This is a genomic window from Rhizobacter sp. LjRoot28 (assembly GCF_964253025.1).
Classification (GTDB): Bacteria; Pseudomonadota; Gammaproteobacteria; order Burkholderiales; family Burkholderiaceae_C; genus Rhizobacter.
This window is the reverse complement of record NZ_CAXUQC020000001.1, coordinates 2,745,663-2,766,197: the sequence shown is the minus strand read 5'-3', so window position 1 is coordinate 2,766,197 and position 20,535 is coordinate 2,745,663. Positions and strand designations below refer to the sequence as shown.

The 20,535-nt window shown below is 70.4% G+C and carries 21 protein-coding genes; 10 read left to right on the top strand and 11 right to left on the bottom strand.

All coding sequences use genetic code 11. The annotated features are described in order from the left end of the window. The first annotated feature begins 117 nt into the window (after positions 1–117). The 4 genes from phnD to ACSQ2F_RS12610 all read left to right on the top strand — a co-directional run bounded on the left by phnD (position 118) and on the right by ACSQ2F_RS12610 (position 3,435). A complete protein-coding gene (phnD, locus tag ACSQ2F_RS12625; RefSeq protein ID WP_436023265.1) occupies positions 118–1,101 on the top strand; it encodes a phosphonate ABC transporter substrate-binding protein in 984 nt (327 codons plus the stop codon). Between the two features lie 54 nt (positions 1,102–1,155). Then, positions 1,156–1,977: a phosphonate ABC transporter, permease protein PhnE gene (gene phnE, locus ACSQ2F_RS12620; RefSeq protein WP_436023264.1), complete on the top strand. Its 822-nt coding sequence runs from the start codon at positions 1,156–1,158 to the stop codon at positions 1,975–1,977. 112 nt (positions 1,978–2,089) lie between these two features. After that, complete coding sequence (locus ACSQ2F_RS12615; RefSeq protein WP_436023263.1) at positions 2,090–2,728, top strand: hypothetical protein; 639 nt, start codon at positions 2,090–2,092, stop codon at positions 2,726–2,728. A gap of 215 nt (positions 2,729–2,943) precedes the next feature. Then, complete coding sequence (locus ACSQ2F_RS12610) at positions 2,944–3,435, top strand: N-acetyltransferase family protein (RefSeq protein ID WP_436023262.1); 492 nt, start codon at positions 2,944–2,946, stop codon at positions 3,433–3,435. Between the two features lie 164 nt (positions 3,436–3,599). On the opposite strand, the gene ACSQ2F_RS12605 is transcribed toward ACSQ2F_RS12610, so the two are convergent. Genes ACSQ2F_RS12605 through phnG form a run of 8 tightly spaced genes read right to left on the bottom strand, consistent with a single transcriptional unit; the run spans position 3,600 to position 9,859 of the window. Continuing rightward, positions 3,600–4,751 (bottom strand): alpha-D-ribose 1-methylphosphonate 5-triphosphate diphosphatase, encoded by a 1,152-nt coding sequence (locus tag ACSQ2F_RS12605; RefSeq protein WP_436023261.1) that lies wholly within the window; start codon positions 4,749–4,751, stop codon positions 3,600–3,602. Further along, positions 4,748–5,488, bottom strand: coding sequence for a phosphonate C-P lyase system protein PhnL (gene phnL / locus ACSQ2F_RS12600; RefSeq protein ID WP_436023260.1), 741 nt, complete (start codon positions 5,486–5,488; stop codon positions 4,748–4,750). The genes ACSQ2F_RS12605 and phnL overlap by 4 nt, the downstream gene beginning before the upstream one ends. Further along, positions 5,485–6,279 (bottom strand): phosphonate C-P lyase system protein PhnK, encoded by a 795-nt coding sequence (phnK, locus tag ACSQ2F_RS12595; protein WP_436023259.1) that lies wholly within the window; start codon positions 6,277–6,279, stop codon positions 5,485–5,487. Before phnK ends, phnL begins: the two co-directional genes overlap by 4 nt. Continuing rightward, on the bottom strand, positions 6,276–6,740 hold the full coding sequence (locus tag ACSQ2F_RS12590; protein ID WP_436023258.1) for an N-acetyltransferase family protein: 465 nt from the start codon (positions 6,738–6,740) through the stop codon (positions 6,276–6,278). Before ACSQ2F_RS12590 ends, phnK begins: the two co-directional genes overlap by 4 nt. Beyond that, entirely contained in the window at positions 6,737–7,612 is an 876-nt protein-coding gene (locus tag ACSQ2F_RS12585; RefSeq protein WP_436023257.1) for an alpha-D-ribose 1-methylphosphonate 5-phosphate C-P-lyase PhnJ, read from the bottom strand. Before ACSQ2F_RS12585 ends, ACSQ2F_RS12590 begins: the two co-directional genes overlap by 4 nt. Then, positions 7,609–8,739 (bottom strand): carbon-phosphorus lyase complex subunit PhnI, encoded by a 1,131-nt coding sequence (locus tag ACSQ2F_RS12580; RefSeq protein ID WP_436023256.1) that lies wholly within the window; start codon positions 8,737–8,739, stop codon positions 7,609–7,611. The genes ACSQ2F_RS12585 and ACSQ2F_RS12580 overlap by 4 nt, the downstream gene beginning before the upstream one ends. 2 nt (positions 8,740–8,741) lie before the next feature. Further along, positions 8,742–9,374, bottom strand: a complete 633-nt coding sequence (phnH, locus tag ACSQ2F_RS12575) for a phosphonate C-P lyase system protein PhnH (protein ID WP_436023255.1) — start codon at positions 9,372–9,374, stop codon at positions 8,742–8,744. Continuing rightward, positions 9,371–9,859: a phosphonate C-P lyase system protein PhnG gene (phnG, locus tag ACSQ2F_RS12570; protein WP_436023254.1), complete on the bottom strand. Its 489-nt coding sequence runs from the start codon at positions 9,857–9,859 to the stop codon at positions 9,371–9,373. Before phnG ends, phnH begins: the two co-directional genes overlap by 4 nt. A 67-nt stretch (positions 9,860–9,926) precedes the next feature. Here phnG and phnF point away from each other — a divergent pair, with 67 nt between their 5' ends. From phnF to ACSQ2F_RS12555, 3 genes are all read left to right on the top strand, one after another. Beyond that, positions 9,927–10,688, top strand: a complete 762-nt coding sequence (phnF, locus tag ACSQ2F_RS12565) for a phosphonate metabolism transcriptional regulator PhnF (RefSeq protein ID WP_436023253.1) — start codon at positions 9,927–9,929, stop codon at positions 10,686–10,688. Next, positions 10,685–11,923, top strand: coding sequence for a phosphonate metabolism protein/1,5-bisphosphokinase (PRPP-forming) PhnN (gene phnN, locus ACSQ2F_RS12560; RefSeq protein ID WP_436023251.1), 1,239 nt, complete (start codon positions 10,685–10,687; stop codon positions 11,921–11,923). Before phnF ends, phnN begins: the two co-directional genes overlap by 4 nt. A gap of 82 nt (positions 11,924–12,005) precedes the next feature. Further along, positions 12,006–12,368, top strand: a complete 363-nt coding sequence (locus tag ACSQ2F_RS12555) for a 5-carboxymethyl-2-hydroxymuconate Delta-isomerase (protein WP_436023249.1) — start codon at positions 12,006–12,008, stop codon at positions 12,366–12,368. 10 nt (positions 12,369–12,378) lie between these two features. Here ACSQ2F_RS12555 and ACSQ2F_RS12550 read toward each other — a convergent pair whose 3' ends face one another. Beyond that, positions 12,379–13,023, bottom strand: coding sequence for a YbhB/YbcL family Raf kinase inhibitor-like protein (locus ACSQ2F_RS12550; protein WP_436023247.1), 645 nt, complete (start codon positions 13,021–13,023; stop codon positions 12,379–12,381). Positions 13,024–13,120: 97 nt separating this feature from the next. Between ACSQ2F_RS12550 and ACSQ2F_RS12545 the strand changes: the two genes are divergently transcribed. From ACSQ2F_RS12545 to ACSQ2F_RS12535, 3 genes are all read left to right on the top strand, one after another. Next, a complete protein-coding gene (locus ACSQ2F_RS12545) occupies positions 13,121–14,341 on the top strand; it encodes a saccharopine dehydrogenase family protein (RefSeq protein ID WP_436023245.1) in 1,221 nt (406 codons plus the stop codon). A 522-nt stretch (positions 14,342–14,863) separates the two neighbouring features. Continuing rightward, complete coding sequence (locus tag ACSQ2F_RS12540) at positions 14,864–16,441, top strand: DUF1800 domain-containing protein (RefSeq protein ID WP_436023243.1); 1,578 nt, start codon at positions 14,864–14,866, stop codon at positions 16,439–16,441. A 5-nt stretch (positions 16,442–16,446) separates the two neighbouring features. Beyond that, positions 16,447–17,946: a DUF1501 domain-containing protein gene (locus ACSQ2F_RS12535; protein ID WP_436023241.1), complete on the top strand. Its 1,500-nt coding sequence runs from the start codon at positions 16,447–16,449 to the stop codon at positions 17,944–17,946. Between the two features lie 57 nt (positions 17,947–18,003). Here the strand turns inward: ACSQ2F_RS12535 and ACSQ2F_RS12530 are convergent, their stop codons facing one another. After that, the gene (locus tag ACSQ2F_RS12530; protein WP_436023239.1) at positions 18,004–19,590 is read right to left on the bottom strand and encodes a pseudouridine synthase; all 1,587 of its coding nucleotides are present in this window, start codon (positions 19,588–19,590) and stop codon (positions 18,004–18,006) included. 33 nt (positions 19,591–19,623) lie between these two features. Continuing rightward, positions 19,624–20,532, bottom strand: a complete 909-nt coding sequence (gene xerD, locus ACSQ2F_RS12525; RefSeq protein ID WP_436023237.1) for a site-specific tyrosine recombinase XerD — start codon at positions 20,530–20,532, stop codon at positions 19,624–19,626. Positions 20,533–20,535 lie beyond the last annotated feature (3 nt).

Below are 20,535 nucleotides of genomic sequence, written 5' to 3'. Positions count from 1 at the left end.
CGAGATGCGGCGGCGCCGGCTTGGTCGTGCCGCATCAGTCCGTTCTGGCCGTACATCCTCGCGTACGGCTCGCTTCGCCCCTTCCCATTGTTCCTTCCCATTCCGCTGGAGTCCGCCATGAAACGCCGTTCCCACCTCGCCGCCCTCGCGGGCATCGCCGCCGCCGTGCTGGGCCTGGTGCAGCCCGCCCAAGTGGCCGCCCAGGCTCGTGAACTCAACATCGGGTTCATCTCGACCGAATCGTCGAGCAACCTCAAGGCGGCCTGGCAGCCGGTGATCGAGGACCTGCAGAAGGCCGTCGGCATGAAGGTCAACACCTTCTTCGCACCCGACTACGCCGGTGTCATCGAGGCCATGCGGTTCAACAAGGTGCAGATCGCCTGGATGGGCAACAAGTCCGCGATGGAGGCGGTCGACCGCGCCAGCGGCGAGGTGTTCGCACGCGTGGTGAACGTCGACGGCACCCAGGGCTACTGGAGCCTGATGATCGTGCACAAGGACAGCCCGCACAAGACGCTGGACGACGTGCTGCGCAACCGCCAGAACCTGACCCTCGGCTTCGGCGACCCGAACTCCACCAGCGGCTCGCTGGTGCCGGGCTTCTACGCCTTCGCGGCCAACAAGGTCGACCCGACGCGCGACTTCAAGCGCGCCGTGCGCAGCAACCACGAGACGAACATCCTCGCCGTGGCCGGCCGCCAGATCGATGTGGCCACCGTCGCGAGCGACGGCGTCGAGCGCATGAAGATCAAGATGCCGGAGAAGGCGGCGGAACTGCGCGAGGTGTGGCGTTCGCCGCTGATCGCGAGCGATCCGCTCGTGTGGCGCCGTGACCTCGATGCCGACACCAAGGCCCGCGTACGCGCCTTCTTCGAGGGCTACGGCCGTGATGCCCGCGAGAAGGGCCACCTCGCCAAGCTCACCCTGAGCGGCTTCGTCGCCTCGGACAACCTGCAGCTCACCCCCATCCGCCAGCTGGAACTGGCCCGCGAGCGCGGCAAGGTCGAGGCCGACACCGCCCTCGCCGCCGACGACCGCAGCCGCAAGCTGAAGGACATCGACGCCCGCCTGGCAGAGCTGGCCCGACCGACAACCCCTTGAGCGCTCGCGCGCCCTTGATGCCGCGATGACGTGCCAGCCCCCGAGGACTCGCCCATGACCACCCTGCTTGCCGCCACTCCCTCAGTCTCCACCGCAGGGCGCAGCCCCGTGCCGCGGCCGCCGCGCCCTTCCTGGTTCCAGCTGCTGCTGTGGGCCGGTGTGCTGGCGCTGCTGGCCGGCTCGTGGAAGGGCGCCGACATGCGCCCACTCGACCTGTTCCGAGATGCCGGCAACATGGGCGAGTACCTGAGTGGCTTCCTGCCGCCCGACTTCAGCGAGTGGCGCATGTACCTCGACGAGCTCATCGTCACGCTGCAGATCGCCCTCTGGGGCACGGTGCTCGCCATCGTCTGCTCCGTGCCGCTGGCCCTGCTGGCCGCCGGCAACATCACACCCTGGTGGGTGCATCAGCCGGCGCGTCGTCTGCTCGATGCCTTCCGGTCCATCAACGAGATGGTGTTCGCGCTGCTGTTCGTCGTCGCCGTGGGCTTGGGCCCCTTCGCCGGCGTGCTCGCCCTGTGGGTGCACACCACGGGCACCCTCGCCAAGCTGTTCTCCGAGGCGGTCGAGGCGATCGACCCGCAGCCGGTGGAAGGCATCCGCGCCACCGGCGCCCATCCCATCGAGGAGATCCTCTACGGCGTGCTGCCCCAGGTCATGCCCCTGTGGATCTCCTACACCCTCTACCGCTTCGAGGCCAACGTCCGCTCCGCCTCGGTCGTTGGCATGGTCGGCGCCGGCGGCATCGGCATGGTGCTGTGGGAAGTGATCCGCGGCTTCCAGTACGCCCAGACCGCCGCGGTGCTGCTGATGCTGATGGCGAGTGTCTCGCTGATCGATCTGCTGTCCGCACGGTTGCGAGCCAGGTTGATCTGATCTCCCAGCTCGCTAGCTCGCCATTCCACGCTTTGCGGTCAGCTTCTTGAGCCAGAGCAGTAGACAATCGTCCCGTTCTGAAAAACTTGCCAAGAGGCTTATGAACGTATCAATGACCGATCGTTGGAGTGTCTTCACTGCGGCGCTTTGCACGCTGGCACTGGCGGGGTGCGCTACAACCGTTCCAACCGATTCGCTGCGTCGTGCAAGTGAGACGCGCAACATCACGTTCGACCAGGATTTCGTTTACGACATCTCGGCTGAGTCCGACTTGCCGAGGCCCGAAGCTGGGGCGGTGCGAGGACTCCTTGCCGGAACCTATGTCCCGGAGTTCGAAGACGACCGGGGCACCTATTACAGGGGGCAAGGAGATTGTGTGATCGTCAATTCGAACCCCGTGACGGCAGGCAAGCGTTTCGTGCAAGCAGGGGGTGTCTGGATCGAGCGCGGCAGCACCGTGCCTTCGTTCCGACTCTACCGCGACCTCAATGTCAACACGATGGTCGTGCAGCCGTTCAACCCGTCGTCAAGGGACGAATCCTGTAGCACTTTCAAACCGGTCCTCTCATTAGCGAGCCCCAGTGTGGAACTGCCACCGGACGGTGCGCCGTTTGAGCCTGGCGTAGGTACAGCGCTGGGTATGGGCGTCGTGCGGATGATCATTTCCCTCGACAAGGGCAAGCTCTTGCTCCTGCCTCAACCGTCTTCCGGCGTTCGGATCGACCAGCGCTTCTCGCAAACGAACCGTTGAGTCGCGAACTCGCAGGAGCGCGATTGCAAATCCGAGCCGTGAGCACGAATGCCTATGCAAGGAGAGAGACCCTTGCGCCTGTCTACCGCGATCTGCCCGAGTTTTCGGCGCGTGACCGACGGAAGGTTGCGCCAAGCTGGCGAGAATGCTCAGTCCAGGCGTCCGCTTGTTCCGGGATGCTAGGCTGCGCTCCCCATGTTTCAGTTCACCACGCCATGGACCTCCACGTAGTTCCCACCGAAGAGCGTCATTTGCCCGAGGTCTACCGTGTGATTGACGCGGTCGCCTCGGAGGGGAAGTACTTGGCGTTCGTTCGCGCTCCAGCTTGGGAGTCGTCCCTTGCGTTCTACAGAAGCTTGCTTGCGCAGGATTGCCCCTACGTGGTTGCCGTCGCTGAGTCGCGAGTGGTCGGGTGGTGCGATGTCGCGCCGCAGATGGGAGAGTCTCGTTCCCACATCGGCACGTTAGGCATCGGTCTTTTGAGCGAGTGGCGAGGACAAGGCCTTGGCCGACGCCTCATGGAGGCGGCCGTCGCCAAGAGCTGGACGCGTGGCTTTACCCGCATCGAACTCTCAGTGCGTGACGACAACGTTCGGGCAAAAGCGCTCTACGAGAAACTTGGCTTCGAGGTAGAGGGGCTTCGCCGGCGTGCCAGCGTCGTGAAAGAGGAGGTGCATGACGTGTGGGCCATGGCACTTCTCAAATGAGCCCGTGGCGCTCGAGGTTGGCGGGTCGACGCGACTGATCCAGCGGTTGGAAGAGGTGCCGCCCGGGCTCGCGCTCTGATCGGCGCCCAGTCGAGATGAAGGTGGTCTGAGCGCGGCTTGGAAGGTTCGCCAAGCCGGCGATCGACGCGCGAGCGACGGGGCCTTCAGGCCACCCGCCGCCCATCCCGATACACCTCCCGCACCCCCGGCATCCCATCGATCTCGATGACCCGCACCAGGTCCGCCTTGAGCCCGACCGCGATCTCGCCGCGGTCGTCGAGGCCGCAGGCGCGGGCGGGGGCGCGGGTGACGACGGCGACGGCTTCGGGGAGGGAGAAGCCGGCTTCGTCGCGCAGGCGCCATGCGGCTTGCAGGAGGCTTGAGGGGACGTAGTCGGAGGAGAGGGCGTCGAGCACGCCGGCGCGGGCGAGGTCCATCGCGGCGACGTTGCCGGAGTGGGAGCCGCCGCGCACGACGTTGGGCGCGCCCATGACGGTGCACAGGCCGCGGGCGCGGGCGTGGCGCGCGGCGTCGAGGGTGGTGGGGAACTCGCTCATGGAGGCGCCGAGCGAGACGGCTTCGTCGACATGGGCCAGCGTCGTGTCGTCGTGGGTGGCGAGCGCCACGCCGTGTTCGCGGGCGAAGGCGGTGAACCAGGCGCGGTTGGGCGTGGCGTACTGCGCCTGGCGTTCGGGCGCCACGCGCACTTCCTCCTCGAAGCGGGCGTCGCTCCAGCCCTTCTTGCCCGTGTAGTAGATGCGGGCGTGCTCGATGTCGGTCCACTGGCGCTGGCCGGGCGTGTGGTCCATCAGCGAGATGAGGCGCAGGCGGCGGTGCCGGGAGAACGGCTCGAAGAGGGCCTGGGCGTTGGGGGCCGGCAGCTCGCAGCGCACGTGGATGAGGTGGTCGGCGCGCAGGGCGCCTGCAGCCTCCAGGCGGTCGAGCACGTCCAGCAAGGCGCTCTGGTCGCGCGCCCGGAAGCCGTCGCCATAGGGGTCGCCCACGCCGATGGCGTCGAGCACCGTGGTGATGCCGGCGGAGGCCACTTCGGCATCGTGCGACTGGACGGCGGACTGCATGGGGAAGTAGACGCGCGGCCGCGGCATCACGTGCCGTTCGAGGTTGTCGGTGTGCATCTCGACCAGGCCGGGCAGCAGCAGGTCGCCGCCCAGGTCGACCGCGCCGGGGACGCCGGCCGGGCCGCTGCCGATGGCGGCGATGCGGCCGTTGCGCACGACCACGTGGCCGTGGCAGGTCTCATGGCCGAGCACCAGGCGGGCGTTGTCGAGGATCAGTTCGTCGGTCGATGCGTTCATGCCAGGTGCCTCACGTTCACGCTGCGGGTGGCGACGGCGTCGCGCACCTCTTCATCATGGAAGATGCCGACCACGGCGGCGCCGCGGGCCTTGGCCTCCTCGATCAATTCCACCACGACGCGCCGGCGGGCGCTGTCGAGCGAGGCCGTCGGCTCGTCCAGCAACAGCAGGGAGGCCGGCTCGATGAAGCCGCGGGCGATGTTCACGCGCTGTTGTTCACCTCCGGAGAACGTCGCGGGGGGCAGGTCCCACAGGCCCGAGGGCAGTTCGAGCCGGGCCAGCAGGGCCCGGGCCGCCTCGCGCGCTTCGACCAGCGCGGCATCCGCCGCGGCGCTGTCGGCCAGGTCGGCGCGGGCGTGCAGGCGGCGCTCGGCCACCACGTCGAGCGCGGGCACGCGGGGCACCACGCGAAGGAACTGGCTCACGTAGGCCATCTCGCGCCGACGCACCTGCAGCACCTGCTGCGGGGTGGCGTTGCACAGGTCAAGCGTGCTGCCGTCATCACGCTGCAGCAGCACCTCGCCGCCATCGGCGCCGTAGCTGCCGTGCAGGCATTTCATCAGGGTGGACTTTCCCTGGCCGGACGGGCCGACCAGCGCGACGCACTCGCCGGCCGCCACGTCGAGCGAGACGCCTTGCAGCACGGGCAGGCGCAGCCCGTCGCGCAGGTGCAGGGTGAAGGTCTTGTGCAGGCCGCGCACTTGCAGGCGAGCAGGGGTCGAGGCAGGCGCGGTCATGGCATCACCACCGAGGAAACAAGCAGTTGGGTGTAGGGATGTTGCGGGTCGTCGAGCACCCGATCGGTGAGGCCCTGCTCCACGATGCGGCCTTCACGCATGACGACCGTGCGGTGGGCCAGCAGGCGCGCCACGCCCAGGTCATGCGTCACGATGAGCGCGCACAGCTGCATGCGCGACACGAGCACGCGCACCAGGTCGAGCAGTCGCGCCTGCACCGAGACGTCGAGGCCCGAGGTCGGTTCGTCCATCAGGACGAGGCGCGGCCCCGTCACCAGGTTGCGGGCGATCTGCAGCCGCTGGCGCATGCCGCCGGAGAAGTCGCGCGGGTTGTCGTCCACGCGGGCCGGATCGAGCTCGACCCGCTGCATCCAGTCGCAGGCGCTCTGCCGCAGCGTGCCGTGGTGTCGCTCCCCGAGGGCCATCAGGCGCTCACCCACGTTGGCCCCCGCACTGACATTCATGCGCAGCCCCTCGGCCGCGTGCTGCTCGACGAAGCCCCACTCGGTGCGGGCCAGCGTGCGGCGTTCCCGCTCGGGGAGCGCGTGCACGTCCAGCCAGCGGCCGTCGGCCGCGCGGTAGTGCACGCGGCCGGCGGTGGGCGTGATGCGACCGGCGATGCAGTTGAGCAGCGTGCTCTTGCCCGAGCCCGATTCACCCACGATGGCCACCACCTCGCCGGCATGCAAGGCGAGCTGCGCGTCGCGCACGGCCCAGCGTTCGCTGACGCCGGGGTGCGGAAATCGATGCCCGAGCCCGTCAACCTGCAGCAGCGGTTCGGCGGCGCTCATCGCGTGCCTCCGAGCGGCACGACGAAGCTGAAGCCGTGGCGCTGGAAGCCGAGGCTGTCGTAGAAGGCATGCGCGGCCTCACGGCGTTCGTTGGACGACAGCGCCAGCTTGTAGCAACCGGCCGCCTGGGCCCGGTCCATGGCCTCGTGCACGAGGAGGCGGCCGACGCCCTTGCCCTGCATCGCGGGATGGACGGCGACGTCCTCCACCAGCGCCGCCGGCGCGGCGCGATGAGCGAGCAGCGGCAGCACGAACAGGGTGAGGGTGCCCACGGCCTGGCCTTGCGGGTCGACGGCGAGCAGCACCTGCGCGCCCGCCTTGCGCAGCGCAGACCAGTAGGTGGCGGCAGCCGCCGGATCGTTGTCGCCCGGGCGGTCAAGGCCGGCGGCTTCGTACAGCATCAGGAGGTCCGGGACGTCGCGTGCGGTGGCGTCGCGCAGATGGATGTCGGTGATGTTCATCGGGGAGCGTGTCCTTGCAAGTCCTGGGTCTCGCGGCAGTGGTCGGTGTCGGAGCAGGTCCACAGCGATTCACCCGAAGCGAGGGGCACTTCGTCGAGCCAGCTGCCGGTGCTGCCGCACAGCGCGCAGGCATGGGGTTGGGCGGCGACCTGGAACGGGTGGTCCTCGAAGTCGAGGCTGCGCACATCGGTGTAGGGCGGCACCGCGTACAGACGCTTCTCGCGGCCCGCGCCGAACAGCTGCAGCGCCGGCATGCGGTGCATCTTCGGGTTGTCGAAGCTCGGGATGGGCGAGGGCGACATCACGTAGCGGCCGTTCACCAGCACCGGGTGGTCATAACTGCCGTCGATGCGCCCCCAGTGGGTGACGTCCTCGTACAGCTTCACATGCATCAGGCCGTACTCGCGGTAGGCATGCAGGCGCGTGGCTTCCGCCCGGCGCGGTTCCAGCCGGTACAGCGGCTCCGGTTGGGGCACCTGGAACACGAGCACCTGGCCTTCGCGCAGCGGCGCCTCGGGGATGCGATGGCGCGTCTGGATGACCGTGGCGTCGCGGGTGCGCTCGGTGGTGGCCACGCCGGTGGTGCGGGCGAAGAAGTGGCGGATGTTCACCGCATTCGTGGTGTCGTCGGAGCCCTGGTCGATGACCTTCAGCACGTCGCCCTGGCCGAGCACGGCCGCCGTCACCTGGATGCCGCCCGTGCCCCAGCCATAGGCGAGCGGCATCTCGCGCGAGCCGAAGGGCACCTGGCAGCCCGGCACGGCCACCGCCTTCAGCAGCGCGCGGCGGATCATGCGCTTCGTGCCTTCGTCCAGGTAGGCGAAGTTGTAGCCGGCGGCGAGCGCCGGCTGGGAGGTGGTGTGGGCGTTCATGTGTCGGCGTCCTCGTCGACGGAAAGGGAAGCGGCGGGCAGGGGGCGCCCCTCGCGCAGCGCCCGCACCATCTGCAACTCCGACTCGAAGGTGACGTAGTGGGGCAGCTTCAGGTGCTGCACGAACCCGGAGGCCTCGATGTTGTCGCCGTGCGGCAGCGCGAACTCCTGTTGCTGTGCGGGGCTCGTGCGCTCCTCGTCGAACTCGTCCGCCCGCAGCACGCGATCGACGAGCGACATTGCCATGGCGCGCCGCTCTGCGTGCCCGAAGGCGATGCCCTGGCCGCGGGTGAACTGGGGCGGTGCACTGGCGCTGCCCACGAACTGGTTCACCATCTGGCATTCGGTCAGCTCGATCTCGCCGATCTCGATCGGAAAGCCGAGCTCGTCGGGCACGAGGCTCACCGGCACCGCACCATGGCGCACCTCGCCCACGAAGGGATGGGTGTTGGCATAGCCGCGCTGCGTGGAATAGGCGAGACCCAGCAACCAGCCTTCGTCCGCACGCGACAGCATCTGCAGCCGCGCGCTGCGGGGCAGCGGGTAGGCCGGCGGATCGCGGGTGATATCGGGCGGCTCGGGGTCACCGGCCGACGGCAGCGCCGGCTCGACCAGGCCCTCGGCCACGAGACGGCTCAGGGCCGGCTCGGCCTGGGCGTCCTCCTCCGGTGCGGCGACGGTCGGCGATGTCGCCGGCCCATGCCTGGGCGCGGTCGCCGCTGCATCCAGCAGGTTGAGGTCGAGCAGGCGCTGGGTGTAGTCGAAGGTGGGCCCGAGCAGCTGCCCACCCGGCAGGTCCTTGAAGATGGCCGACACCCGGCGTTGCACCCGCATGGCGGCGGTGTCGACCGGTTCGGTGAACCCGAAGCGGGGCAGGGTGGTGCGGTAGGCACGCAGCAGGAAGGCCGCCTCGATGGCATCGCCGCGCGCCTGCTTGAGGGCAAGCGCCGCCAGCTCGGGATCATGCAGAGAGCCCTCGGCCATGACCCGGTCGACCAGCAGGCCGAGCTGCTCGCGCACCTGCGCCACTTCCAGTTCGCGCAGGGCCGGGTCGCCCCGGCGGGCCTCCGCCAGCAAGTGCCAGGAGGCGGCGATGGCGGCTTCGCCCCCTTTGACGGCGATGTACATGATCAGTCCTCCAGCGTGAGGCGGGTCGAGCGGGGCAGGGCGACGACGCGCTCGCCGCAGGCGAGCACCAGGTCGGCGCCGCGGGGAAAATCGACTTCGCTGTTGATGCGGGCCTGCCAGAAGGGTGAGGCGATGCCGCAGCGGTCGAGCGTGTGAACCGTCTCGATCCCGGGGCCGCGCAGCGAGAGGCCTGCTCCGGCGCCCAGGGATGGCACGTCGATGAGCAGGGTGGCCGAGCGGTGCGGGGCCTCGTCCGTGCCGATGCGGGCCTCGGCCCAGAGCTGGGGCGTTGCGCTGGCCGCGGCCAGCATCAGCCAGTCGGCCTCGGCCGCGCGCTCCACCAGCTGGGCGCCGGCATGGAAGCGCAGCCATTGGGCGAGGCGTGGCGAACGCAGGCTGTCGTCGAGCCACAGCCGCACCTCGGCATCCACCACCGTGAGCAGTACGGCGGCGGCCGCGGGACTGATGCCGAGCCGGCCGAGGGTGCCGCAGGCCGTGGCGTCGATCGCCTCGATCCGGCCCGGCCTCGCCATGGCCTCCAGCAGGCGGCGGAACACCGACTGGGCGTCGTGGACCGGGTTCGCGAAGGCAGTCGGCAGGTCGGCCAGGGCCGCAGCGGCGTGCAGGTCATTCATCGCGTGCCTTCCGGTTGCAAGGTGTAGAACTGGACGCGACTGGTGTGCGCCCGTGCGGCATCGGCGGCACGCCGCTCGGCCAGCGCCCGTGCCAGCGGTGCGAGCACGGCCTGCGCCAGTTCGGGGTGCAGGGCCGGCCGCTGGAGCAGGGCGTCGAGCGAGGCGATCCACTCGGCCCGCTCGGCGTCTCGTCCCAGCACGTAGCCGACGCCGGCCGTCGCCTCACCATCGCGACCCGGGTGGCGCACGGCACAGCGGGTCACGGTGGCCTCGCCCACGTTGAAGCGGTCGCCGGTGTTGCCGATGCGGGCGCGTACCATGGCCAGACCGATCTCGGGCCGGCGTAGCCATTCGAAGCGGTGGTCCGCCAGCACGGGCGGGGCGTGGGCGGCCATGACCTGTCGAGGCGCTTGCGCCAGCAGCTGGAGCCAGGCCTGTCGAGGCCCGCCCGGGCTGAGCAGAGGGAGCGGAGAAGTGGTGTTCATCGCGATGTCATCTAGATGACTTTAGGATGCTGCCAGTATCAACTCGGTCCATGACACTTTATTGACCATGCAGCCATCGCTGGAGATGCCCGAAGACGCCGCCCTGGAACGGGTGCGTGCGCGACGCTGGGAGGCCATTGCGCAGGCCTTGCGCGAGGAGATCGTGACCGGGCGCTTCGCCCCGGGCGAACGCCTGCCCAACGAGACGGCGCTGGCCCAGCGCTTCGAGGTGAACCGGCACACCTTGCGCCAGGCCGTCCAGGCGCTGGTGCGCGAGGGGCACCTGCGGGTGGTGCATGGCAGCGGCACGTATGTGCGCGAGCTGGTGCTCGACTACGCGCTGCAGCGCCGCACCCGCATGAGCGAGAACGTGGCCCAGGCCGGCGAACGGGCGCAACGCGAACTGCTGGCCCACGAGCGCGCCTCTGCCGGCGAGTGGAGCGGCCCGCTCAAGGTGACGGCGACCAGCGAGGTCGAGTTGCTGTACACGCGTGCCTCGGTGCGTGGCCGACCGATCGGCATCAGCACCTCGGCCTTCCCGTGTCCGCGGCTGGCCGGCATGGGCGAGGCCTTCGTGGTCCACGGCGCCATCACGGCAGCGCTGCGGGCGCTCGGCATCGCCGACTATGTCCGCGTGCGCAGCACCATCTCCACCCGGCTGCCCACCGCTGCCGAGGCCGATGCGCTGGCCAGGCCGGTGACGCAACCGGTGCTGGTGGTGCAGTACATGAACGCCGACCTGAGCGGCGTGCCGGTCGAGGCGGGCACCACCCTCTTCGCCGCCGACGCGGTGCAGCTCACGGTGGACGCCGAGGGAGACCTCCGATGACCGCCCGCCACGCCGTCTACTGGGTGCCGGCCGAAGGTCACCCGCTCTGGCGCGCCGGCTGCAACTGGCTGGGCCGTGACCCGGCGGCGGGCACCCCGCCGGGCCGGGCCCCCTCGCACCGTGAAGAACCGTGGCGCTATGGTTTCCACGCCACCGTCAAGGCGCCCATGGCTTGGCGCGATGGCGCCGACGAGACCGCATGGATGGACGCGCTGGCCGCGCTCGCCGCTCGCCATGGCGACGCGACCATGCCGACGCTGTCGGTCACCTGGCTTCGCGACTTCATGGCCTTGTGTCCTGCCCCACCGCTTCCCGCACCGCTGATGGCGATGGCCGCCGACGCGGTGACCCGCCTCGACGTGTTCCGCGCGCCCGTCAGCCCCGAGGAGCGTTCGCGCCGCATCCGGGGGCTGGACGCCGAGGGCATTCGATTGTTCGACGAATGGGGCTACGCGCATGTGCTGTCCCGCTGGCAACCGCATCTCACCTTGAGCGACTCGATGCCCTACGCGGATGCGGCGCTGAAAGCCTCGCTGCAGGCCGAGGCGCAGCAGCACTTTGCCAGCGCACTGGCGGTGCCTCTCGGCCTCGGGGAGCTCGCGTGGTTCCGCGAACCCGCACCAGGCCGGCCTTTCGAACTGGTCCGGCGCTTCCCGCTCGGTGGCCCGGCGCCGTCGATTCAAGGCAGCGAGCGGCTCATCGTGGTGGTGGGGCCCTCAGGCGCCGGCAAGGACAGCCTGCTCAAGGCCTGGCGCGCCGGCCTGCCGCCCGGCACCGCACCGCTGCAGGTGCGCCGGGTGATCACGCGGCCGGCCGACCCCGGCGGCGAAGACCACGAGGCCGTCGATGTCGCCGCATTCGAGCGGCTCCGGCGTGCGGGCCAGCTGGCCTTCTGGTGGTCGGCGCACGGCTTGCACTACGGCGTGCGGCACACCGACCTTGCGCCGCTGGCCCAGGGCCGCTGGGTGGTGATGAACGGCTCGCGCGCGCACCTTACGGAGCTGAAAGACAGTGCGCCGGGCGCCCACGTCGTCCAGGTCACCGCACCGGCCGACGTGCTGGCAGCGCGGCTGGCGGCGCGGCAGCGTGAGAGCGCCGAGGCCGTGGCGGGTCGGCTCGGTCGCGAGGTGCAGACCGTGCCAGCCTCCCTAGTGGTGCCCAACCACGGCGACCTGGCCGAGGCGGTGGCTTGCCTGCACCGTTGGTGGGAGGGGCTCGTGCGCCGCGCGGCTTGACGAAGGGCGGGTGGGTCTGCCATCGTGCGGGCCTTTCCTGCCTCCCGCTTTCCCCTTCCGGTCCTTCGCACCCCTTCCCGCCATGCCGCATCTCACCGTCGAATACTCCGCCAACCTGACTGCCCTTGCACCGCGCGCACTGCTGTTGCGGCTCCACCAGGCGCTGGTCGACACCGGCCATGCCAAGGAACTCGACATCAAGGGCCGGGCCATCGCGTTCGACGACTTCCAGATCGGGACCGAGCCCGGGAACCGTGCCTTCGTGCACGTGAAGCTCTTGCTCCTCAGCGGTCGCACACCGGAGGTCAAGCGCGAGATCGTCGATCGGCTGCTGCAGGTGCTCCAGCAGGAGACCGACTGGCCAGAGGGCATGCTGGTGCAATGCGCGGTGGAACTGCGCGACATCGACCGCGCCGCATTCGCGTCGGGCCGCATCGGCGCCTGAGCGCCGCCTGCTACACCTGTTGGCGCTGCGTTACCGTCGCGGCGTCGGCCAAGGGGATGCTGCCGTCCGGACGTTCGTAGACCCCGATCATGTAGCCGCCGGCGAGCCCGTGATCACGCAGGGCTTCGAGCACCGCGCCCCGTCCCGGTGTGCCGCTGAGCGCCGCCCCTTCCTCCAGCGCAAACACCTGGAAGACATAGCGGTGCGGCCCGTGTCCGGGCGGTGGATCGGGCGGCAGCCAGCGTGCACGCAGCATGGAGTTGCGCCCTGGCGTGATGTCCGCCTGGGCATCGTGTCCCGGGCTGGGCAGCGCGCCGGCTGCGAGCGCGCCGTCGGCGCCCTCCAGGTCGACGACGATGGCGTGCACCAGCGGCTGTGGCGTTGGCGCGTCCGCGTCCTCGACGATGAGCACCACGGACGCCGCCTGCGCCGGAACGCCCGTCCACTGCAACGGCGGTGACAGGCCGACGCCATCGGCGGTGTAGTCGCTCGGGATCGGGCCGTGGTCGGTGAAGGCCAGGCTGCCGACCTGCAAGGCGCCCGCGCCCTGGCAAAGGTCCACCTGGTTGAAGGCGATCTTGTCGAGGCCGGCGCGTTGCTCTCGCAGCGCGTGGCCGACGGTGTCGGGAAGGTGTTCCAGCATGGCGGTGTTCATCCGTGGCAGACCTCCCATTAGCCGACATTGCGACGGTGCGCGTCATCCCGCATCGTCGCGACGGGATGTGGGAATGCTCCGACGGCACAATCGCGCCATGACGTTTCGTTCGCATGACCTCATCCTCTACGGCGCCACCGGCTTCGTGGGCCGCCAGACCGTCGCCTACCTGGCGCGCCACGGCGCCGGCCTGCGCTGGGCGCTTGCCGGTCGCGATGCCAAGCGGCTCGAAGCCGTGCGCGCCGCCGCCGGCCCCGGTGCCGCGCAGGCCGGCATCGTGGTCGCCGATGCGGCCGACGCGGCGGCGCTCGATGCACTGGCGAGCCAGGCGCGGGTCGTGCTCAGCACGGCCGGCCCGTTCGCCCTGTACGGCACGGCACTGGTGGACGCCTGCGTGCGCCATCGCACGCACTATGTCGACATCACCGGCGAGACACCCTGGGTGCGTTCGCTCATCGACCGCCACGACGCGCAGGCCCGCGAAGACGGCACCCGCATCATTCCCTGCTGCGGCTTCGATTCGGTGCCCTCCGACCTCGGCACCTGGCTGCTCACCCAAGGCATGCGCGACCGGTTCGCCGAGCCGTGCGCCGAAGTCAACGCCGCCTTCTCCATGCGGGGCGGCTTCAACGGCGGCACGGTGGCCTCCATGCTCAACCTCATGGACGCTGGCGAAGGCGAGCGGCTGGCCGACCCCTTCCTGCTGAACCCGGCCGGTACCTCCCCGGCAGACCCGGCACTGCATCGTGATCCGGCGCGCCCCCGCGTGCATACCGACTTCCGCGCCTGGGTCGGCCCCTTCCTCATGGGCCCCGTCAACACGCGGGTCGTCCGGCGCAGCGTCGCGCTGTTGCAGGCGCGCGGCGACACCGCCTGCGCACCGGGCTTTCGCTACCAGGAGTACCAGCGCTTCGGCCCGGGCCCCGCGGCCGGTGCCATGGCTTACGCGCTGGGCGGTGCCTTCGGGCTGATGCAGAGCCTGATGCGCCACCCCGCGGGCAGGCGCTTGGCCGCCCGCCTCGCGCCCAAGCCGGGCGAGGGGCCGAGCGAGGCGCAGATGGACAACGGCGGCTTCCGCTGTGAGCTGGTCGGCCACAGCCAGTCCGGGCGCCTGCTGCGGGCCCGTGTCGCGATGAAGGGCGATCCGGGCAACCGGGCCACCACGGTGTTCGTCTGCGAGTCGGCCCTGGCGCTCGCCCGCGACATCGACCAGTTGCCGCCCGACGGAGGGGTGCTCACGCCGGCCAGCGGCCTCGGACCCGTGCTGCTGCGCCGCCTGCGCGCGGCCGGCGCGACCATGGAGCTGTCGGCGGTCTGACTGGCTGCGGCCCGCTGCAGCAGCGCGGCGACGCGCGAATAAGCGGCCGCGCACACCGTCTGTTCCTTCCTTTGGCCCGACCGGCCCCGCCTGACAATTCCAGAGGGCCAGCACGCCGGCCACCTGCACGATGGGTGGATCAGAGCGACCTGCGGCCCGCCGGGGGGACAGGAGTCAGCGGTGGTTACGCGTGGAAATGGTTGGATGGCCGGAGCCCGTTCGGGTCTCGGCGTGTTGTGGTTGAGCGTGCTCGTGGCGTGCGGGGGAGGCGGAGGTGGCGGAGGTGGCAGTGATGTCGCCGCGCCAGCGCCGGTCGACACCGCGCCCGGGACGGACCCGGGTCGGGGGCCGTCAACGACGCCGAACCCTCCGGCGGACGGCTCTGCTCCTGCGCCTGCTCCTACTCCGGCTCCTGCTCCCGCGCCGGGACCTGCACCTGCGCCGGCGCCCGGGCCCGCACCGGCCCCGGACCCCGGCCCGGCACCCGCTCCCGCTCCCGCCGAACCGGGGCCGGTGTCGCCGGTGGACGCTGCCCGCTTCCTGGCCCAGGCCAGCTACGGCCCGACGGCCGCCGACATCCCTCGGGTGAGCGCCAGCGGCCCGGCCGTGTGGCTCGACGAACAGTTCGCCCAGCCGCAACAGCTCCATCGGCAGTACATGGACACGATGGCCGCCAACCTGGCCGCCAACGGGTCGACCGTGACGCCGAGCCATTTCCGCGAAAGCTATTGGCAGCAGGCCATCAACGGCCCTGACCAGTTGCGCCAGCGGGCGGCCTTCGCCTTGTCGCAGATCTTCGTCGTGTCCTTCGTCGAGCCGTCGCTCACCGCGCGTCCGCGCGGCGTGGCGTCGTACTACGACATGCTGGGCGAGCGTGCTTTCGGCAATTTCCGCGACCTGCTGGAAGGCGTGACGCTGCACCCGATGATGGGCGTGTACCTGAGCACCCTGCGCAACCAGAAGGAAGACCCGGTCACCGGCCGCAATGCCGACCAGAACTATGCCCGCGAGGTGATGCAGCTGTTCACGATCGGTCTGCATGAACTGAACGCGGACGGTACCCCCAAGCCCGGCCCGGTGGACACCTACAGCGATGCCGACATCGAAGGCCTCGCCAAGGTCTTCACCGGCTGGAGCTGGTACGCCGGCGCCAACCTCGCGGACCGCACCGACCGCCGTTTCCAGGGCCTCGACGGCCACCTGGAGCGCGACTGGCGGCCGATGCAGTCCTACGCGAAGTTCCATTCCACCAGCGAGAAGCGCTTCCTGGGCACGGTCATTTCGGCCAGTGGCACCTCGAACCCGGAGGCCGATCTGAAGGTGGCGCTCGACCGGCTGTTCCAGCACCCGAACGTCGGGCCGTTCATCGGTCGCCAGCTCATCCAGCGCATGGTCACGAGCAATCCGAGCCCGGCCTATGTGGCCCGCGTCGCGACGGCCTTTGCGGACAACGGACGCGGCGTGCGCGGCGACATGAAGGCCGTGTGGCGCGCCATCCTGCTCGATCCGGAGGCCCGCACCTACCAAAGTGGCAGCACGATATTCGGCAAGCCGCGCGAGCCGATCCTGCGCCTGTCGCACTTCCTGCGTGCCTTTGCGGCCAAGTCGACCAGCGGCCGCTTCACCGGCATCGGCGACACCGACCTGCAGTCGAGGTTGAGCCAGTCGGTGCTGCAGGCGCCGTCGGTCTTCAACTTCTACCGGCCGGGCTACACGCCGCCCAACAGCGCCGCGGCGGCCGCCGGTCTGGTGGCGCCCGAATGGCAGTTGGCCAACGAGGTGACCCTGGCCGGCTATGTGAACTACCTGCGTGCGGCCTGGCTCGTCGCCAACAGCAGCCGCGACGTGCAGCCGGACTTCAGCGCCGAGCTCGCCCTGGCACACGACGCCGGCGCGCTGGTCGACCGGCTCAACCTGGTGTTGATGTCCGGGCAGATGAGCGCCTCGCAGCGCCAGTTGATCGTCGGCGCCGTGAACGGCCGCAGCCTGCCTGCGCCGACGTCCACCAACCAGGCGTCGGTCGACGCCGCCCGGCGCGACCGAGTGTGCATCGCCATCCTGCTGACCATGGCCTCTCCCGAGTACATCATCCAGAAGTGAGCCCCATGACCTCCCACTCCGCATTCTCCGGCGCCTCGCGGCGCGAGTTCCTGCGCCGGGCCGCCGTCCTGTCGGGCTCGGTGGGGACGGGCGCATTGCCCTTCGCCATGAACCTGGCGGCGATGAACGCCGCGGCCGCCCAGTCCGGCGACTACAAGGCAATCGTCTGCCTGTTCCTGCATGGCGGCAACGACTCCGCCAACATGGTGCTGCCGACCGACACCGCGTCCTGGCAGGCCTACACCACGGTGCGTTCCACCGGCGCCGATCCGATCGCGCTCAAGGCGGTGGGCACGCCCCAGGACCTCACCGCACCCTGGGCCAGTCCGGCCGCGCTGGGTGGCGTGCTGCCCATCGAGCCGGGCTTCACCGCCTCACCCGAGAACGCATCGCGCAGCTTCGCGCTGCATCCGCAGATGAGTGCGGTGCAGTCGTTGTTCCGCGAGGGGCGGCTGGCCGTGGTGGCCAACGCCGGCCCGTTGATCCAGCCCGTCACCAAGGCGGAGGTGCGGGCCAAGTCCAAGCCGCTGCCGGCCAAGCTCGGTTCCCACAACGATCAGCAAAGCACCTGGCAGACCCTGGCCCCGGAAGGCGCCAAGTTCGGCTGGGGCGGGCGGCTGGGCGACATGCTGGCGTCGTCCAACAGCAGCACGGTGTTCACCAGCATCTCGGTCTCGGGGAACGTGCAGTTCCTCGCCGGACAGCAGGTGTACCAGTACCAGGTGGGCAGTGCCGGAGCGCTTCCGATCGAAGGCGTGGTGAACACCCTCTTCAATTCGCCGGCGGCGACGGCGGCGTACCGGTCGCTGCTGACCCAGGGCAATTCGCCGGATGCGCAACCGCACCTGCTGGCCCGCGAACATGCGGTGCTCGCCAAGCGCAGCATCGACGCGCAGGCCGCGTTCAATGCCGCCTTCGGCAACTCCACGGTGGCCGCGCCGTCTTCGTATTTCAGTCCCGCCACCCGCGGCTATGCCGCCAACCCGCTGGCCGCCCAGATGCGCACCGTGGCGCGCATCATCGGCGCGCGGGGCGGGCTGGGCGTGCGTCGCCAGGTGTTCTTCGTGAGCCTGGGCGGCTTCGACACGCACGACCTGCAGAACCGCTCGCACGCCGAGCGCATGACGCAGGTGTCGCATGCGCTCGCGTATTTCGACGGTGTGCTGGGCACGCTCGGCGTGCGCGACCAGGTGACGCTCTTCACCGCATCCGACTTCGGCCGCACCTTCGCCAGCAACGGCGACGGCACCGACCACGGCTGGGGTGCGCACCACTTCGTGTACGGCGGGGCGGTCAAGGGCGGCGAGATCTACGGGCGCTTCCCGCAGGTCGGCCTCAACCACGACGATGAAGTCGGCTCGGGCACCTTCCTGCCGGGCGTGTCGGTCGACCAGATCGGCGGCACCCTCGGCAGGTGGTTCGGGGCCAACGACAGCCAGCTCGACCTGGTGTTCCCCAACCTGCGCAACTTCCAGCGCGACCTGGGCTTCATGCGACCCGCCTGATCCCTGCGCGCGCCGAGCCGTCAGCGCGGCCGCGGCGCGTTCAGGCCGTCGGCGAGGTCAGCCGAAGCGCTCGTCCAGGCGCAGGTAGCGCCATTGTCCGGGCGGCAGGTCACCCAGCATCACCGAACCGATGCGCACCCGCTTGAGGCCGAGCACGTCCAGGCCCACGGCTTCGCACATGCGGCGGATCTGGCGCTTGCGGCCTTCGCGCAGCACGAAGCGCAGCTGGTCGTCGTTGACCCACTCGACCTGCGCCGGGCGCAGCTGCACGCCGTCGAGTTCCAGCCCATGGTTGAGCAGGGCCAGCGACTGCTGGGACAGCGGTTCGCCGTCGCGGCTCTTCACCCGAACGAGGTATTCCTTCTCGATCTCGCTGTCCTCGCCGATCAGCTGCTTGGCCACACGGCCGTCCTGCGTCAGCACGAGCAGGCCGGTGGAGTCGATGTCCAGGCGGCCGGCAGGTGCCAGGCTGCGCAGGTGCGAGAGCAGGAAGCGGATGCCCGATTGGTCCTCGCGCCACTGGTTCTCCGGCTTGACCAGCACATAGGCGGGCTCATAGCCATCCTCGGCCTGGCCGCTCACGTAGCCGACGGGCTTGTGGATGAGCACCGTCACGCGCTGGGCCTGCACGTGGCGCGCCTTCGCATCGATCGTGATCTGCTGGTCGGGCATGACCCGGGAGCCGAGTTCGGTGACCACCCGGCCGTCCACGCGCACCCAGCCCTTGGGGATCCACTCGTCGGCCTCGCGACGGGACGCAATGCCCATCTCGCTCATGCGCTTGGACAGGCGCATGCTGCCCGGAATCTCCGGATGCACCTGCTCGTCGTCGTCCTCGTCGTCATCGCGCCGCGAGCGCGCAGGCCCGTGCTGGCGCGGAGGCGGCGCGTGCCGATCGTCGCGCCCGAACGCGCTGTTGCGTCCGGACGGGCGCGGGCCGTGAGGCGCCGGCGCTTCGCGTCGCACCGGCGGCCGGCGCTCATCGCGCGCGGTCATCGGGCGGTCGTCGCGTCCGCTCATCGGGCGGTCATCGCGTCCGCGGGACGCGCGCTCGTCCGACCCGGGGCGGCGGTCGTCACGCCCACCGCGGGGCCCATCGCCCGACGGACCGAAGGCGCTGTTGCCACCCGCCGGGCGACCGGTGGGCCGGCCCATGGGGGCATCGCGACGCGCGGGCGGGCGGCGGTCCTCGTCGCGCGGGCCGTACCCGCTGGGACGTGAACGGGGGTCGTCTCGCATGTCCTGCCGCGGCCCGGCACTGCGAGCGCGGGCGGGATCGTCGGCTTGGCGACGCGGGCGCGGGGGGTCGTCGAAGCCGCGCGCGCGGGCGCGTTCATCGGGCCGCCCCTGTCCACGCGGGGCCTCCTCGCGTCCGCGGGGTGCGCCGGGCCGGTCGTTGCGCGGGCCGCGCCCGGGCGGGCCGTCCTCGCGGCTCATGAACCGGGGGGGCGGGTTGTCGCCGAACCGCTGGCGCAGCTGCTCCTGGTAGCGGGCCTCGCGCTCGGCGCGCTGGGCCTCCGCTTCGGCCAGGGTCGGGCGCGGCTTGCGCACTCCCGAGCCCGTGCCCCGCACCGGAGGGCGGTCGAGCGGGCGGTCGGAAGGGCGGCCCGCGGTGGCGGGCTTCTTGAGTTTGATCGTGGCCATGCGAGATTGGAACACGCGGCGCCGGGCGTGTGTTCAGCCGCGGGGATGGTGTGCCGCGTGCAAGGACTTCAGGCGCTCGCGGGCGACGTGGGTGTAGATCGTCGTGGTGGAGATGTCGGCGTGACCGAGCAGCATCTGTACCGCGCGCAGGTCGGCGCCGTGGTTGAGCAGGTGGGTGGCGAACGCATGGCGCAGGGTGTGCGGCGACAGCGGCACGAGCACGTGGGCCTGCAGTGCGTACTTCTTGACCAGCTGCCAGAACATCTGGCGCGTCATCGGGCCGCCGCGCGCCGTCACGAACAGCGCGTCGGTCGCCTGGCCCTTCAGGATCTCGGCCCGGGCCTCGGCGAGGTAGCGCTGCAGCCAGGCATGTGCCTCCTCGCCGAACGGCACGAGCCGTTCCTTGCTGCCTTTGCCCGTCACGCGCAGCACGCCTTCGTCGAGGCCGAGGTGAACCGACTTGAGCGTCACCAGTTCGCTCACGCGCAGGCCGCTCGCGTACATGAGTTCGAGCATGGTGCGGTCGCGCAGGCCCAGGGGCTGCGACACGTCGGGCGCATCGAGAAGTGCCACCACCTGCGCCTCGCTGAGCACCTTGGGAATGCGCGGCGCCTGCTTGGCCGCGAGCAGCTTCAACGTGGGGTCGGCCGTGACCAGGCGCTCGCGCAGCGCCCAGCGGAAGTAGCGCCGGAACACGGCGAGGCGCCGGTTGGCGCTGGTGGACTTGCGGCCCGCATGGTGCGCGACGGCGTGCTCACGCAGGTCGGACTCGGTGGTGTCGTCCAGCGAGCGGTCTTTCTCGCGGGCCAGCCACTGCGCGTAGAGAGTCAGGTCCCGGCGGTAGGCCGCCAGGGTGTTCGCCGCCAGGCCGTCCTCGATCCAGAGCGCATCGACGAAGCGGTCGATGGCGCCCTGGCTCTGTTGCAGCGGCGTGGCGGCCAAGCC

Excerpts from the sequence above, each read along its gene's own strand:
- ACSQ2F_RS12555 (WP_436023249.1), top strand. The coding sequence starts at position 12,006 with ATGCCGCATCTCACCGTCGAATACTCCGCCAACCTGACTGCCCTTGCA.
- phnE (WP_436023264.1), top strand. The coding sequence starts at position 1,156 with ATGACCACCCTGCTTGCCGCCACTCCCTCAGTCTCCACCGCAGGGCGC.
- phnK (WP_436023259.1), bottom strand. The coding sequence starts at position 6,279 with ATGAGCGCCGCCGAACCGCTGCTGCAGGTTGACGGGCTCGGGCATCGA.
- ACSQ2F_RS12530 (WP_436023239.1), bottom strand. The coding sequence starts at position 19,590 with ATGGCCACGATCAAACTCAAGAAGCCCGCCACCGCGGGCCGCCCTTCC.
- phnG (WP_436023254.1), bottom strand. The coding sequence starts at position 9,859 with ATGAACACCACTTCTCCGCTCCCTCTGCTCAGCCCGGGCGGGCCTCGA.
- ACSQ2F_RS12535 (WP_436023241.1), top strand. The coding sequence starts at position 16,447 with ATGACCTCCCACTCCGCATTCTCCGGCGCCTCGCGGCGCGAGTTCCTG.
- ACSQ2F_RS12545 (WP_436023245.1), top strand. The coding sequence starts at position 13,121 with ATGACGTTTCGTTCGCATGACCTCATCCTCTACGGCGCCACCGGCTTC.
- phnF (WP_436023253.1), top strand. The coding sequence starts at position 9,927 with ATGCAGCCATCGCTGGAGATGCCCGAAGACGCCGCCCTGGAACGGGTG.
- ACSQ2F_RS12590 (WP_436023258.1), bottom strand. The coding sequence starts at position 6,740 with ATGAACATCACCGACATCCATCTGCGCGACGCCACCGCACGCGACGTC.
- ACSQ2F_RS12615 (WP_436023263.1), top strand. The coding sequence starts at position 2,090 with ATGACCGATCGTTGGAGTGTCTTCACTGCGGCGCTTTGCACGCTGGCA.
- phnL (WP_436023260.1), bottom strand. The coding sequence starts at position 5,488 with ATGACCGCGCCTGCCTCGACCCCTGCTCGCCTGCAAGTGCGCGGCCTG.
- ACSQ2F_RS12580 (WP_436023256.1), bottom strand. The coding sequence starts at position 8,739 with ATGTACATCGCCGTCAAAGGGGGCGAAGCCGCCATCGCCGCCTCCTGG.
- phnD (WP_436023265.1), top strand. The coding sequence starts at position 118 with ATGAAACGCCGTTCCCACCTCGCCGCCCTCGCGGGCATCGCCGCCGCC.
- ACSQ2F_RS12605 (WP_436023261.1), bottom strand. The coding sequence starts at position 4,751 with ATGAACGCATCGACCGACGAACTGATCCTCGACAACGCCCGCCTGGTG.
- ACSQ2F_RS12550 (WP_436023247.1), bottom strand. The coding sequence starts at position 13,023 with ATGAACACCGCCATGCTGGAACACCTTCCCGACACCGTCGGCCACGCG.
- ACSQ2F_RS12585 (WP_436023257.1), bottom strand. The coding sequence starts at position 7,612 with ATGAACGCCCACACCACCTCCCAGCCGGCGCTCGCCGCCGGCTACAAC.
- ACSQ2F_RS12610 (WP_436023262.1), top strand. The coding sequence starts at position 2,944 with ATGGACCTCCACGTAGTTCCCACCGAAGAGCGTCATTTGCCCGAGGTC.
- phnN (WP_436023251.1), top strand. The coding sequence starts at position 10,685 with ATGACCGCCCGCCACGCCGTCTACTGGGTGCCGGCCGAAGGTCACCCG.
- phnH (WP_436023255.1), bottom strand. The coding sequence starts at position 9,374 with ATGAATGACCTGCACGCCGCTGCGGCCCTGGCCGACCTGCCGACTGCC.